Genomic DNA, 13,942 nt, shown 5'->3' on the forward strand with positions numbered 1-13,942 from the left:
ACTAACCGCCTTTGATGAACAAAGCCGCCGATCTTGTCGAAGAAACGCGCGATGGCGGTGCTGTCATTCGGCTTCTCGGGCATCTCTCCATCGCCTGTCTGCGCGACCTGCCTGCGCGCCTCGATGCTGTGACGGGCCCCGTTTCGGCTATCGATCTGTCCGGCGTGGAACATATGGACACGATTGGCGCCTGGACCGTGCACCGCACGGCCAAGCGGCTGGGCTCTGAGGTGACTGGCGGCAATGATGACGCACAGCGCCTGATCGAGGCCGTGGGCAAGCTGGATGAACCGGTCAACATCCGCCCCGATTATGTCCCCCCCCTCCAACGCGTCGTCGGCCAGATCGGCGAGGCGGTAGTCAACTCCTTCACCACGCTCCTTGGCCTGCTCGGCTTCTTCGGCGCGACCTTGGTGGCAAGCTGGAACGTCATCCGGCACCCTAGCAAGTTCCGCGTCAACGCCGTCGTGCAACGTTTTGAGGTCGTCGGTGTCTCGGCGCTTGGCATCATCGGCCTCATGAGCTTCCTGATCGGCATCGTGATCGCGCAGCAGGGTTCGGTACAGCTGCGGCAATTCGGCATGGAAATGCTGACGATCAACCTCGTCGGCCGGCTAACCTTCCGCGAACTGGGCGTACTGATGACGGCGATCATGGTCGCAGGCCGTTCGGGATCAGCCTTCGCGGCGCAGCTTGGCACCATGAAGCTGACCGAGGAAGTGGACGCGATGCGCACCATCGGCGTGTCGCCCATGGAGGCGCTCGTCCTTCCCCGTACGCTGGCCGTGGTCATTATGATGCCGCTGCTCGGCTTCTATTCGTCCATCGTGGCGGTCATCGGCGGTGGTTTTCTCTGCGCCGTGTCACTCGACATTCCGCCCATTACTTTCATTCAGCGGCTGCGAGAGGTCGTACCGATTACCGACCTTTGGGTCGGCTTGCTCAAGGCGCCCGTGTTCGGGATCATTATCGCGCTTTCCGGCTGTTTTCAGGGCATGCAGGTAAAGGCCAATGCCGAGGAAGTAGGACTGCGGACGACCTCCGCCGTGGTCCAGGCCATTTTCCTCGTGATCGTTATCGACGCTTTCTTCGCCGTCTTCTTCACTTGGCTGGGGTGGAATTGATGGCTGAGGAAGAGGAAGCGGCCGCCGAGGAAGCGCGGGTCGACAAGGCTGTCGAGAAAAGCGATGTCGCCATTTCCGTAAGAGGCCTCAAGAACAGCTTCGGCGATCAGGTCGTGCACGAGAATCTTGATCTCGATGTGCGTAAGGGCGAGATTTTGGGCGTCGTCGGCGGCTCTGGCACCGGCAAGTCGGTGCTGATGCGCTCGGTCATCGGTCTTCAGACGCCCGATCAAGGCGAAATCCACGTGTTCGGCGAATCGATGATCGGCCGCCTGGATGACGAGGCCTTGGCGATCCGTAAGCGCTGGGGCGTGCTGTTCCAGGGCGGCGCGCTCTTTTCGACTCTGACGGTGGCCGAGAATGTCGAAGTGCCGATCCGCGAATATTATCCCAACATCGGGCCGCAACTGCGCGACGAAATTGCCGCCTACAAGATCCGGCTGACTGGCCTCCCAGCCGAAGCTGGCCCGAAATACCCTGCCGAATTGTCAGGCGGCATGAAGAAGCGGGCGGGCCTCGCCCGCGCACTGGCGCTGGACCCGGACCTGCTGTTTCTTGACGAGCCCACTGCCGGGCTAGATCCGATTGGCGCAGCAGCTTTCGATGATCAGACGCGAAAGCTCCAGCAAACGCTCGGCCTCACCGTCTTCCTCATCACCCATGACCTCGACACACTCTATTCGATCTGCGATCGCGTAGCGGTGCTGGCAGATAAGAAGGTGATCGCTGTCGGCACGATCGATGAGCTGCTGGCGACGGATCACCCCTGGATTCAGGAATATTTCAATGGCCCACGCGGGCGCGCCGCGACGGCGGCCGTGACCCGCGAACGGGAAAAGACGGCGCCGCAGCCATCGGACGGAAGGCGATAGGATATGGAAACCCGCTCCAACCATGTGCTGGTGGGCACGGTCACATTGCTGCTGCTGGCGGCAATCATGGTCGCCGCCTTCTGGTTTTCGCGCCTCTCCGAGGGCGACAACATGGAATATGACATCTTCTTCAAACAGTCGGTGAACGGCCTCGCCAAGGGATCGAGCGTCAATTATTCCGGCGTTCCATCGGGACAGGTTGAGAAGATCGAGCTTTGGAAGCGCGATCCAAGCTTCGTCAAGGTACGCATCTCCGTCAAGGAAGGCACGCCGGTCCTTCAGGGAACCACCGCAACGATCGCTGGCGTCGGCTTCACCGGGGTCAGCGAGATCGTGCTGGATGGCGCTGTGAAAGGCGCTCCGCCCATCACCTGTCCGGAAGAAAATCCCCTGACCGCCTGCCCTGACGGCGTGCCGGTCATCCCCACAAAGCCGGGTGCGCTGGGTGAATTGCTGAACAACGCTCCGCAACTGTTGGAGCGGCTCTCCACCCTGACCGAGCGGCTGACCGAACTTCTGAACGACAAGAATCAGCAATCGATCGCGGGCATCCTCGCCAATGTCGAACGCGTATCGGGCGCTCTCGCAGATCGCAGCCCCGAAATCGCCGCCACCCTTGCCGAAGCGCGCATTGCGGTTCAGCGCACGGGCATAGCGGCGGAACAGATCGGCAAGCTCGCCGCGACCACGGACTCGATGCTCACCGAAGAAGGCAAGCCGCTGATGGCGGATCTGCGCAAGAGCGTGCAGTCGGCCACCCGCAGCATCGAAACGCTCGACAAGACGATTGCCGAAGCGCAACCGGGCGTCCGCGCGTTCAGCAATCAGACGATGCCGGAGGTCAATCAGCTGGTGCGCGACCTGCGTGAAATGTCGCGCGCGTTCCGCGGCGTTGCCGAAAAACTGGATCAACAGGGTGCGGGTTCGATCGTCGGGTCGCCCAAACTGCCCGACTATAAGCGATGAGAGGGACAGCGATGACGTTCCACAAGAAACCTGCCGCCCTCCCGATTATGCTGGCTTTCGCCGCGTCCCTGTCAGGCTGCGTTTCCTTCGGCGGCAAGCCGCCCGAACGGCTGCTGTCGCTGGATGCTGCGCGGAAGGTCGCACCGGGCACGCTTCGCAGCACCGCTGCGGGAACAACCATCACCGTCGCGGATCCGGAGTCTCCCAAGCTCCTCGACACGGTTCGCGTTCCCGTGCGCACTTCGCCCACGTCGCTCGCCTATGTGACCAAGGTGCAGTGGGCAGACACGCCGCGCCACCTGTTCCAGAAGCTGCTGTCCGAAACGATCGCCGCCAGCAGCAACCGCATCGTGCTCGATCCCGGTCAATATTCAGCGGATGCGGGCCAGCGATTGATGGGCGAATTGGTAGATTTCGGCCTGGATGAGGCAAGCAACAGCGCCGTCGTCACCTATGATGCCATCCTTGCGGGCCCCGGCGGCACGGCAATTGCGCGGCAGCGCTTTACTGCCAGCGTGCCTGTAGGTGGCAAGATCGACGCAACCACGATCGGCGCACCGCTCAACGGCGCGGCGAACAAGGTTGCTGCTGACGTGGCCGCATGGTTCACTGCTAGCGGACGCTAAGCCCTCTGAAGGATGCCATTCTGAATGACGTTCAGCATGGCATCCTCAGCCTTACTCCAGGCTCTTGCTCACTTGTTCGGTGACGTCCTTTGATAGACCGGGCTGCGACAATATTCTCTGCAATTCCCCACGCATCAAAGCGGCTCGCTCCTCGTCGAAACGCCGCCAGCGCCCCAGCGGAGGCACCAGGCGCGCAGCCGTCTGCGGATTGAGTTTGTCGAGCGCGATGATGCAGTCCGCCACAAGCCTGTAGCCTTTCCCAGACTGATGATGGAACGCCCACTGGTTGCCTGCAAAGGCGCCGAAGAGCGAACGCACCCGGTTGGGATTGGCCAAGGTAAAATCGGGATGCCCGGCCAGCTCCTCGACCAGATCAACGGTGCCCGGATGCGAAGCAAAGGCTTGCGTCTGGAACCACTTGTCGAGCGTCAACGCATCATCCCGATACCGATTGTAGAAGATGTCGAGTGCCGCCTCGCGTTCGTTACTGCGGTCATTTGCCAAGGTAGCGAGCGCCGATTGCCGCTCCGTCATATTGTCGGCTTCGTCAAATTGCGAGAAAGCCACTGTGGGCCCATCCGCCGCGCCCGACGCCACCAGATAGATCAGGGCGCTGTTGCGCAGCTTGCGAGCGCCTTTCGCAGCAGCCGAGAGCGAGGACCCGTTGGCTCTGGTCCGGGCATGGACATCGCGCCAAAGCGGTTCCAGTTCCTTTCCGACGCGCCGCTGCAACGCGTCACGCGCCGCATGGATGGCGTCCGGATCGACCTGCACCATCTGATCGCCGATATATGCTTCGCTGGGCAGCCGAATAGCTTCGGCGATAAAGGCGCTGTCGAGATGCGGATCGTTTACTGTATCGCGGATCGCCGCGATGACTGCTGTCTCATCCACCGCCTGCCCCGCCACTCTGCCCACCAGCGCGTTGACCATCAATTGCTGCATTGCCTCATACCGGGCGAAGGGATCATCATCATGCGCGGCGAGGAAGGCGAGATCGGCCTGACTCCTGCTGGTCTCGACAATCACCGGCGCTGAAAAGCCGCGATTGATCGACAAAACAGGAGCCACGGCAAAGCCATTGAAGGTGAAGCGCTGTTGCTCCTCCGTCAGCATCAGCAGCGTCTCGCCACTGCTGCGGCCGCTATGCCGGTCGAACAGCGCCGCGCGCAGCGGCATAGCCAGCGGCGCTTTGTCGGGCTGCCCCGGCGTCGGCGGCGTATTCTGCTCCAGCACCAGTTCCACCGACTGCGTGATCGGATCATGCGTTAAGCTGGCCCTGACACGGGGTGTCCCCGCCTGTTCATACCAGCGGCGAAATTGGGTGAGATCGATTCCGCCGCCCTCTTCCATTGCCCGGATAAAATCCTCGCAGGTCGCCGCTTCTCCATCATGCCGCTCAAAATACAGGTCGGTAGCTGCGCGAAAGCGATCCGGGCCAAGCATCAGGGCAATCATCCTGATCAGCTCGGCGCCTTTGTTGTAGATCGTCGCTGTGTAGAAGTTGCTGATCTCCATATAGGATTCCGGCCGCACCGGATGAGCCAGCGGTCCTGAGTCCTCCTGAAACTGCGCGGCTCGCAAAACGCGCACGTCTTCGATCCGCTTGACGGCGTGGCTGCCCATGTCGGCCGAGAAATTCTGGTCCCGAAAGACGGTGAACCCTTCCTTCAGCGACAGTTGGAACCAGTCGCGGCACGTCACTCTGTTGCCCGACCAGTTGTGGAAATATTCATGGGCCACCACCCCTTCGACGCCATCATAATCGGCGTCCGTAGCGGTCTCCGCGTCGGCAAGAATGTAGCGCGAATTGAAGATGTTAAGCCCCTTATTCTCCATCGCTCCGAAATTGAAATCAGCTACGGCGACAATGTTGAACACATCGAGATCATATTCGCGGCCATAGACCCGCTCATCCCAGGCCATGCTGTCCTTCAAAGCCTGCATGGCGTGGCTGGTGCGGGGCAAGTCGGCCTCCTTGACCCAGATGCCCAGCTTAACCGCGCGTCCGCTCATCGTGACAAAGCTGTCGCTGTTGCAGGCAAGATCTCCGGCGACGAGGGCAAAAAGATAGCAAGGCTTCGGGAATGGATCGATCCACTTCGCCCAATGCCGCCCGTCCGGCAGCTCGCCTTGCTCTGTCGGGTCGCCGTTCGAAAGCAGGATCGGATAGCGGGCCTGGTCGGCTTCCAGGCGAACGGAATAGCGCGAGAGAATATCAGGCCGGTCAGGGAAGAAGGTGATCCGGCGAAATCCCTCCGCCTCGCATTGCGTGCACAGCAGCCCGCCGCTGGCATAAAGGCCCATCAGCTTGCTGTTCTGCTCAGGAGCCAACGCGACCACAGTTTCCACCTGATGCGCGGTTTCAGGCAGAGGAATGACCAAAGCGCCCTGTTCGATACTCCACTCGCCCGGCCCGAGCGCGCGCCCATCGACTTTCACCTCGATCGGCGTCAGCTCGTCGCCGTCGAGCTTGAGTGGCCGGTCATGCCCTCCGTTGCGAGTGACGCTAAGGCTCGCCCGGACGATCGTACGCGCCGGATCGAGGCTGAAATCAAGATCGATAGTAGGGACAAGCCAGTCGGGTGGACGGTAATCCCGACGCCGAACGACTATAGGAGAGGAAGCGCTTGTCGATTGAATGTCAGCCATGACCGCAACCTAAGAAGCCCGCAGTCAAAAGGCCAGTGGCCGCGTCTGTCAGACGGCAGACAATCCCATCAGATCCGTTCGCCTGAAAGCCGCTGGCACAGCATGTCCAGCTGGTCGAGCGTCGAATAGCGCAAGGACAATGTGCCGCCCGCACCTTCGCCATGCCCGATCTCTACCTTGACCCCCAGAATGTCGGCAAGATGCTGCTCCAACGCAGCGATGTCGGGATCCTTGCCTGATGATGGAGCGGAGGCCGCGCGGCTGCGCGGGGCTGCCCCTTCCCCCTTCTTCGACCGGCGAACCAGTTCCTCGGTATCTCTGACCGACAGACCCTTGGCTTCGACAGTCTGCGCCAGCGCTTCGCAATCGGGAGCGCCAATCAAGGCCCGAGCGTGCCCCATGGACAGCTTCTGCTCGACCACCTGCCGCTGTACGGATGCTGGCAAGTCTAGTAGCCGGATCAAATTGGCGATGTGGCTGCGCGATTTGCCGACGATCCGGCCCAACGCTTCCTGGCTGTGATGGAAGTCGGCGATCAGCTTGCGGTATGCCTCCGCCTCTTCGATCGGATTGAGATCCTCGCGCTGGATATTTTCCACGAGCGCGATTTCCAGCGTCTCTGCTTCGTCAAAATCACGAACGATTGCTGGAATACGGTGCAGTTGCGCGCGCTGGGCGGCACGCCAGCGGCGTTCCCCCGCCACGATCTGAAATCCACCACCATGCGGACGGACGATGATCGGCTGTATGACGCCGCGTTTCCCGATGCTGTCGGCCAGTTCCGCCAAGGCGCCCTCGTCGAAATGGCGGCGGGGCTGTTCCGGGTGAGGCTGGATCAGCGCCACCTCGATGCTCTGGATCGCCTTGGTCGAAGCTGAAGGCGTTTGAGGCGCCACCGGCTCTTCTCGGGAAACATCGCCCAACAATGCTGATAAACCGCGGCCAAGTCCATGAGGACGCTTGGCCACCTTCAGCTTCTCATCACTCTCACTGCTCATGCTGCAGCCTCCTGTCGGGGCAGTCGTGAAATCAGTTCGCGGGCAAGGCGCATATAGGCTTCCGATCCGGAGCAACGAAAATCATAGATAAGTGCGGGCACGCCATGACTTGGCGCTTCAGAAAGCCTGACGTTACGCGGAATCACCGTGGAAAATACCAAGTCTCCCAGGCACGCCCGAACATCATCAGCGACTTGATCAGTCAGCCGGTTTCGACGGTCATACATCGTAAGAGCCACCCCCAGGATCGAAAGACCGGGATTGAAACGCCCACGTATCCGCTCGACCGTTTGCAACAACTGCGACAGCCCTTCCAACGCAAAGAACTCACATTGAAGAGGGACAAGAAGTGATTGCGCCGCCACCATCGCGTTGATGGTGAGCAGACCAAGGGAAGGAGGACAGTCGATCAGGCAAATGTCCCACCGCCCTGCCTGGGCTTCACTGAGAACCCGCTCCAGCCTGTGGGTCCGCTCTTCATATTCGATCAACTCGATTTCAGCACCAGACAGGTCCTGGGTTGCAGCGACGATATCCAACTTGGGCACGCGCGTAGGATGGATAACGTCTTCGATGGCGCAATTACCAACCAGCAGATCGTAGCTCGACCATGTCCTGTCAGCTTGATTGACGCCCAAACCCGTGGATGCATTTCCTTGCGGATCGAGATCGATTAGCAGCACCCGCAACCCCGTCGCTGCCAGCCCTGTAGCCAAATTTATCGCGGTCGTGGTTTTCCCCACACCGCCTTTCTGATTGGCAATGGCGATACGGATCATTTGCGACCTTTCTTGCCCCTTGGCGCGACTGACCGTGCTATGATGATTGCACTTTCCGGATCAGTGATGCTGCGTTCCACGTGAAACACACCTTGCCATGAGGATCGCGCCGCCTCCAGTTCAATTTGCGCATTGCGCCCTTTCGGTAAGATCCACAGGCTTTTATCCGTGGATAAATGCAGCGCCGATGAAAGCAGTCGGTCCAGTGGCGCATAGGCCCGCGCGCTAATCACAGCTGCCTCCGTCGCCGGGGCACTCTCGACCCGACCGCCATACACATCTGCATTGTTGAGCGACAATTCACCGACAAGCCGGTTCAAAAAGTCGATCCTCTTTCTGCGCGACTCTATCATCAGAACGGGCCGTTTGCTCAATATAGCGACCACGATCGCCGGCAGCCCTGCTCCTGATCCCAGGTCGATCCATAGTCCTTCATTCGCGGCGCCATCCAACTTCATCAACTGGGCAGAGTCTACGATGTGTCTCGACCACACATGCTCGCGCGTCGATTCCGCGATCAAATTCTGCTGATCCATCTCCGCCAAGAGCATCTGCACATAGCTGTCCAAGCGTGCCCATGTTTCACGTGGAACGTCGAAATTCGCCTTCAGCCACGTCTTCGCTTCGTCCTCGGTCATGCCGCCTGCCGACGCACATGAACCAGCAATGCCGCCAAGGCCGCAGGCGTAACACCCCTTATGCGCGCTGCCGCTGCGAGCGTATCGGGACGAGCCCGGTCGAGACGCTCCACCATTTCACTGGAAAGGCCACCGACTGAGGCGAAATCAAAATCCATCGGAATGATCACCCGCTCGTCACGGCGCAGAGCCGCAATCTCGGCAGCCTGGCGCTCGAGATAGGGAGCATAATGCGCATCTTCCAAAATCTCTTCGCGAAGGTCAGCGTCGATGTTGGTCAGCGAAGGCGCGAGGGCAAACAGTAGTTCCCGCTGCACCTCCGGAAAACGCGCCCATTCAAACAGGCTTCGCCGTGCGCCGTCTTGCCGGACATTTGCTCCGGCACGGGCAAGCTGGGTGGCGCTGAACTGCTCTGCGAGCTCCTTGTCGACAACGACCCTTTGCGCCGACAAGCTATCATAATGAGCGAGCCGCTCTTCACTCAGAAGACCATGCTCCCGGCCGATATCCACGAGCCTCGAACCCGCATTGTCAGCCCGCAATCGTAGCCGATACTCCGCACGCGCAGTCAACATCCGATAAGGCTCAGTCACCCCTTGAAGAACCAGATCATCGATCAGCACGCCGATATAGCTACTCGCCCGGTCAAGGATCATCGGCTCGACCTCTAGCGCCCGCGCCGCCGCATTGACGCCAGCGACGAGCCCCTGAGCAGCGGCCTCCTCATATCCGGTCGTGCCATTGATCTGGCCTGCACAGAAGAGACCCGGCACGTCCCGCATCTCCAACGTATGCTGAAGGGCGCGCGGATCGATATGATCATATTCGACCGCGTAGCCCGGAACAACGATCTCCACCTGCTCCAGCCCGATCATCGAGCGGACCATCCGTTCCTGGACATCTGCAGGCAGGGACGTGCTGATCCCGTTCGGATAGACCAGCTCTGTATCCAACCCCTCCGGCTCAAGGAAAATCTGGTGACCATCCCGATCCCCGAAACGGATCACCTTGTCCTCGATCGACGGGCAATAGCGCGGCCCCCGCCCTTCGATCGCGCCACTGAACAAAGGTGAACGCCCCAAGCCATCCCGTATGATTGCGTGCGTAATCGCGTTCGTACGCGTGATCGCGCAACTCAATTGAGGAAGCTGCCGGTGCTTCGACAGCGCCGACATCGTCCAGCCCCCTTCATCCGATGCTTGCTCTTCCAGCACAGCCCAGTTGATTGTTCGACCGTCGAGCCGCGGCGGCGTACCAGTTTTCAACCGCGCCATAGGGAGCCCAAGCTCGCGGAGTTGCAGCCCAAGCGCCGCCGCAGCCCGCTCTCCCGTCCTCCCGCCAAAGCTTGTCTCTTCGCCTCGGAAAAGCTTTCCGCCAAGGAAGGTGCCGGTTGCCAGAATGACGGCCGGTGCCGACAGGCTTGTCCCATCCGCCAGCGCCAGTCCCGCCACTTCACCCTTGTCCAGCAACAAGGCGGAGGCTTCCCCTTCAACCAGGGTCAATCCCGCCTGAGCCTCGATCATGCGATGGATGGCGGCGCGATAATGCGCTCGATCCGCCTGCACTCTTGGCCCCTGAACCGCGGCGCCCTTACTGCTGTTCAGCATGCGATAGTGGATGGCGGCAGCGTCCGCAGCTCTCGCGATTAGCCCATCGAGCGCATCGACCTCTCGGACCAGATGGCCTTTGCCCAAGCCGCCTATAGCAGGATTGCAGGACATTGCGCCTACGGTCGCCTTCTCAAAGGTGAGAAGTGCCACTTGCGCGCCCTTTCGGGCAGCAGCAGCCGCTGCTTCGCACCCGGCATGGCCGCCGCCAACCACAATCACATCAAAAGCTGTCCGCATGGCCGTGCCCATAACAGACTTGGCGGAGCGGGGCAAAACTGTTCCACGTGGAACAGCATTCATTTGCCGATACAAAATCCCGTAAAAAGGCGGTCCAGCATATGCTCGGTACTGGCGCGGCCAGTCAGACTGTCGATGGCTGCTCGAGCGTGGCGTAATTCCTCCCCAACTATCAGGAAGTCGCCACTTGCCGCTGCGCTGCTCAAATGTTCGGCAAGCGACATGACCCCCCGCCGCTGGCGCTCATGCAACGCATATTCGCTTTCTCCAGGCAAAAGCGCAGCGGCTCGCTCCAGCAATGTGGATATGAGTTCGGCCATTCCTTCCCCTGTGACGGCCGATATCGGCAAGCCTTGGGCGACGGCCCGGCGGTCGCATTGGGCGGCCACCAATATTGCGTCGGGCCGGGGCAGTTCCGCAGCGTCTCCAAGCCACAAGATGATATCCGCGCTCTCCAACGCCGCGCGCGCCCGATCCATTCCGATTATCTCGATGGCGTCCGACGTGCTATCCCGCAATCCAGCGGTGTCGGTAAAGAGGAAGGCTGTGCCCGCCAGCGCCGCAGGTACTTCGATCCGGTCGCGCGTCGTCCCGGCAACTTCGGAAACGATCGCGGCATCCCGCCCAACGAGCGCATTCAGCAGCGTCGATTTCCCGGCATTGGGCGGTCCGGCAAGCACCACCCTGATACCGTCACGCAGCCGCTCGGCCGAGGGGGCAACGAGAACCGCTCTCACCTCCATAGCCAACTGCCGGGCACCACTGGCAACAAGCTCTTCGGCACCAGCCTCCGGTACGTCGTCCTCGTCGGAGAAATCCAGCACAGCCTCAACCATTGCGGACAGATCGAGCAGCCGTGTCTGCCACGCCTCCAGCCGTCGAGAAAAATGCCCTTCCGACATGAGCAAGGCTGCGCGCCGCTGCTGCTGTGTTTCGGCAGCGAGCAGATCGGCCAGTCCTTCGACTTCATTCAGATCCATGCGCCCGTGCGCAAAAGCACGCCGCGTGAATTCACCCGGAGCCGCAAGCCGCAGCCCGGAGAAGGATTTCAGTGCCTCTTCAATCCCGGCCACCACGGCGCGCCCGCCATGACAATGGATTTCAGCCAGATCTTCACCGGTTGCAGTTGTCGGCCCGGGAAACCATAATATCAGCGTCCGATCGAGCGGCATCCCGTTGCGGGGGTCCTTCAATAATGCCAAACGCGCGCGCCTGGGCTCAGGAAGGTGTCCCGCCAGACTCTGAAGCACCGCCGCCGCAAAAGGCCCGCTAATCCGGATGACGGCAATGGCTGCCGGCGGCGCACCACTCGACAGCGCGAAAATCGTGTCAGCCATCAACGGCTCAAGGCTTGTCGCCATTCTTCCCCGGAACGCTGGCCAAGCCGATATCCATCATCTGCCGGAACAAGCGCATCCCCGCATCACCTAGCGGAGAGAAGCTTTTGAACATGGTTTCCATCTGCTCGACATTGGCAATGCCGTCGAAGCTGTCGAGCATAGTCTTCACATATTTGTCGTGTATCGGCGTCACGTCGGGAAGGCCCAGGAAAGACCGTGCTTCGGCTGGGGTACAATCTACGTCCACGGTCACTTTCATGTCATGCGCCTTCGTCTGCGGAGCCCTGATCGTCATGCCGCAACATGGGCCACAAACGCAAATAAATTGGCAAAAGCGGCGTTGGCGGCTCACCCAAAGCCGATTATCCTCACCCTAAACTCCGATATTAGGGAAGGATAACAGCCATGGGATCATTCACGTCAGTTTCGACCCTGGAAGGCGATGGCCAATTCGACGCCTATGTCGCGCAGCCGCAAAGCACGCCCCGCGCGGCGATCATCGTCATTCAAGAAATTTTCGGAGTGAATGAGGGCATCCGGCGCAAATGCGAAAATTGGGCGGCCCAGGGCTATCTGGCCGTCGCGCCCGATCTGTTTTGGCGCGATACCCCGCATGTCGAACTGAACGCTGATGTCGCCGAGGATTTCCAGGCAGCGATCAACCATATGCAGAAGCTGGATCAGGACCGCGCCATTTATGATATCGAAGCAGCGATCAAGTTCGCGCGGGCCCAGCTTGGCGGTGATGGCAAGGTTGGCGTTGTCGGCTACTGCCTCGGCGGCCGCCTGACGTTCATGGCTGCCTGCCGGACCGATGGCGACGCTTTTGTCGGCTATTATGGCGTTGGCATCGACAATCTCCTGAGTGAGCAGCATGCGATCGGCAAGCCGGTGATGCTGCACATTCCCACCGCTGATGGCTTCGTGCCGCCGGAGGTTCAGAAGAAGATGCATGAGGGCCTGAAGGACAACCGCCATGTGGTCCTCCATGATTATAAGGGGCTCGATCACGGCTTCGCCGCCGAGATGGGCGACCGCCGGGTGGAAGAAGCCGCTCAATTGGCGGACCAGCGGACAGCCGACTTCTTCGCTACCCATCTCTAAACAGGGGACGCCATCAATGGCTCAGGCGTGGCGCATGGTCATTCGCGAGACGGGCGGTCCGGAGGTGATCGAGCGGGAGGATTTCCATCCCGCTCCCCCGGCAAAGGGTGAGGTGCTGATCGCGCAGGACGCCATAGGCCTGAACTTCATCGATACCTATCACCGCTCCGGCCTCTACGGCACCCCGCTCCCGCTCACCCTCGGCGTGGAAGGCGCGGGCTATGTCGCGGCTGTCGGGCCGGGCGTCGAGGGCCTGGCCGTCGGGGACAAAGTCGGTGCGGCGGGTGGTTTTGGCGCCTACGCCACCCATCGTACCGTCGCGGCCGACCGGGTGATCAAGATTCCGGCGGAAATCGGCACGGACGAAGTGGCCGCTATGATGCTGAAGGGGATGACCGCATGCTTCCTGGCCGAAGACACGCTGACGTTGCAGTCCGGCCAGGTGGCGCTGGTTCATGCGGCGGCGGGCGGTGTCGGATCAGTGCTGGTGCCTTGGCTTCGCGACAAGGGCGTGGCCGTCATCGCGCATAGCGGCTCTGTAGAAAAAGCCGCTCAGGTCGAGGCGGACCATAGCCTGTACTGCCCATTCATAGACCTTGCCGGCCAAGTGCGTGAGCTGACGGAAGGAAACGGGGTCGATGTGGTCTATGATGGCGTGGGCAGGGACAGCTGGACCGCCTCACTCGCTTCGCTGAAGCGGCGCGGCATGATGGTTAGCTACGGCAACGCGTCGGGTCCGGTGCCGCCCATTTCGCTGCTGGAGCTCAGCCGCGCCGGATCGCTCTATGTGACCCGGCCCACCCTGTTCGACTATATCGCCACGCGGGAAGAGTTGGACCATGTCAGCGCGCGTCTGTTCGATCGCATGCGCCGCGGCATCGTTCGCCCGCATATCGGGCAGCGCTACGCCTTATCGGATGTTGCCGAAGCGCACCAGGCGCTGGAAGGGCGGAAGACGATGGGCAGCACCATATTGGTGCCCGACGGGGTTTAAAA

General features: G+C 60.9%; 13 protein-coding genes. 6 read left to right on the forward strand and 7 right to left on the reverse strand.

Annotated features, from left to right (window positions below; translation table 11 throughout):
• Positions 1–14 precede the first annotated feature (14 nt).
• Genes ACYU8T_RS11435 through ACYU8T_RS11450 form a run of 4 tightly spaced genes read left to right on the forward strand, consistent with a single transcriptional unit; the run spans position 15 to position 3,588 of the window.
• A complete protein-coding gene (locus tag ACYU8T_RS11435) occupies positions 15–1,124 on the forward strand; it encodes an ABC transporter permease (RefSeq protein ID WP_201515446.1) in 1,110 nt (369 codons plus the stop codon).
• Positions 1,124–1,996, forward strand: a complete 873-nt coding sequence (locus tag ACYU8T_RS11440; protein WP_461159502.1) for an ABC transporter ATP-binding protein — start codon at positions 1,124–1,126, stop codon at positions 1,994–1,996. Before ACYU8T_RS11435 ends, ACYU8T_RS11440 begins: the two co-directional genes overlap by 1 nt.
• 3 nt (positions 1,997–1,999) lie before the next feature.
• Positions 2,000–2,962: an MlaD family protein gene (locus ACYU8T_RS11445; protein WP_097090530.1), complete on the forward strand. Its 963-nt coding sequence runs from the start codon at positions 2,000–2,002 to the stop codon at positions 2,960–2,962.
• 11 nt (positions 2,963–2,973) lie between these two features.
• Positions 2,974–3,588: an ABC-type transport auxiliary lipoprotein family protein gene (locus ACYU8T_RS11450; protein WP_461159503.1), complete on the forward strand. Its 615-nt coding sequence runs from the start codon at positions 2,974–2,976 to the stop codon at positions 3,586–3,588.
• 51 nt (positions 3,589–3,639) lie between these two features.
• On the opposite strand, the gene pepN is transcribed toward ACYU8T_RS11450, so the two are convergent.
• From pepN to ACYU8T_RS11485, 7 genes are all read right to left on the reverse strand, one after another.
• Positions 3,640–6,240, reverse strand: a complete 2,601-nt coding sequence (gene pepN, locus ACYU8T_RS11455; protein ID WP_461159504.1) for an aminopeptidase N — start codon at positions 6,238–6,240, stop codon at positions 3,640–3,642.
• Positions 6,241–6,308: 68 nt separating this feature from the next.
• Positions 6,309–7,238 (reverse strand): ParB/RepB/Spo0J family partition protein, encoded by a 930-nt coding sequence (locus ACYU8T_RS11460; protein WP_461159505.1) that lies wholly within the window; start codon positions 7,236–7,238, stop codon positions 6,309–6,311.
• Positions 7,235–8,017: a ParA family protein gene (locus ACYU8T_RS11465; protein ID WP_461159506.1), complete on the reverse strand. Its 783-nt coding sequence runs from the start codon at positions 8,015–8,017 to the stop codon at positions 7,235–7,237. The genes ACYU8T_RS11460 and ACYU8T_RS11465 overlap by 4 nt, the downstream gene beginning before the upstream one ends.
• Complete coding sequence (gene rsmG, locus ACYU8T_RS11470; protein WP_097090535.1) at positions 8,014–8,655, reverse strand: 16S rRNA (guanine(527)-N(7))-methyltransferase RsmG; 642 nt, start codon at positions 8,653–8,655, stop codon at positions 8,014–8,016. Before rsmG ends, ACYU8T_RS11465 begins: the two co-directional genes overlap by 4 nt.
• The gene (gene mnmG, locus ACYU8T_RS11475; RefSeq protein WP_461159507.1) at positions 8,652–10,502 is read right to left on the reverse strand and encodes a tRNA uridine-5-carboxymethylaminomethyl(34) synthesis enzyme MnmG; all 1,851 of its coding nucleotides are present in this window, start codon (positions 10,500–10,502) and stop codon (positions 8,652–8,654) included. Before mnmG ends, rsmG begins: the two co-directional genes overlap by 4 nt.
• Positions 10,503–10,561: 59 nt before the next feature.
• Entirely contained in the window at positions 10,562–11,839 is a 1,278-nt protein-coding gene (gene mnmE / locus ACYU8T_RS11480; RefSeq protein ID WP_461159508.1) for a tRNA uridine-5-carboxymethylaminomethyl(34) synthesis GTPase MnmE, read from the reverse strand.
• A gap of 7 nt (positions 11,840–11,846) precedes the next feature.
• On the reverse strand, positions 11,847–12,101 hold the full coding sequence (locus ACYU8T_RS11485) for a DUF6489 family protein (RefSeq protein WP_097092615.1): 255 nt from the start codon (positions 12,099–12,101) through the stop codon (positions 11,847–11,849).
• A gap of 146 nt (positions 12,102–12,247) precedes the next feature.
• On the opposite strand from ACYU8T_RS11485, the gene ACYU8T_RS11490 reads away from it, so the two are divergent.
• Both ACYU8T_RS11490 and ACYU8T_RS11495 read left to right on the forward strand, forming a co-directional pair.
• On the forward strand, positions 12,248–12,946 hold the full coding sequence (locus ACYU8T_RS11490; protein WP_461159509.1) for a dienelactone hydrolase family protein: 699 nt from the start codon (positions 12,248–12,250) through the stop codon (positions 12,944–12,946).
• 16 nt (positions 12,947–12,962) lie between these two features.
• A complete protein-coding gene (locus tag ACYU8T_RS11495; protein ID WP_461159510.1) occupies positions 12,963–13,940 on the forward strand; it encodes a quinone oxidoreductase family protein in 978 nt (325 codons plus the stop codon).
• Positions 13,941–13,942: the final 2 nt, after the last annotated feature.

It is taken from the genome of Sphingobium sp. TomMM35A (assembly GCF_054771735.1).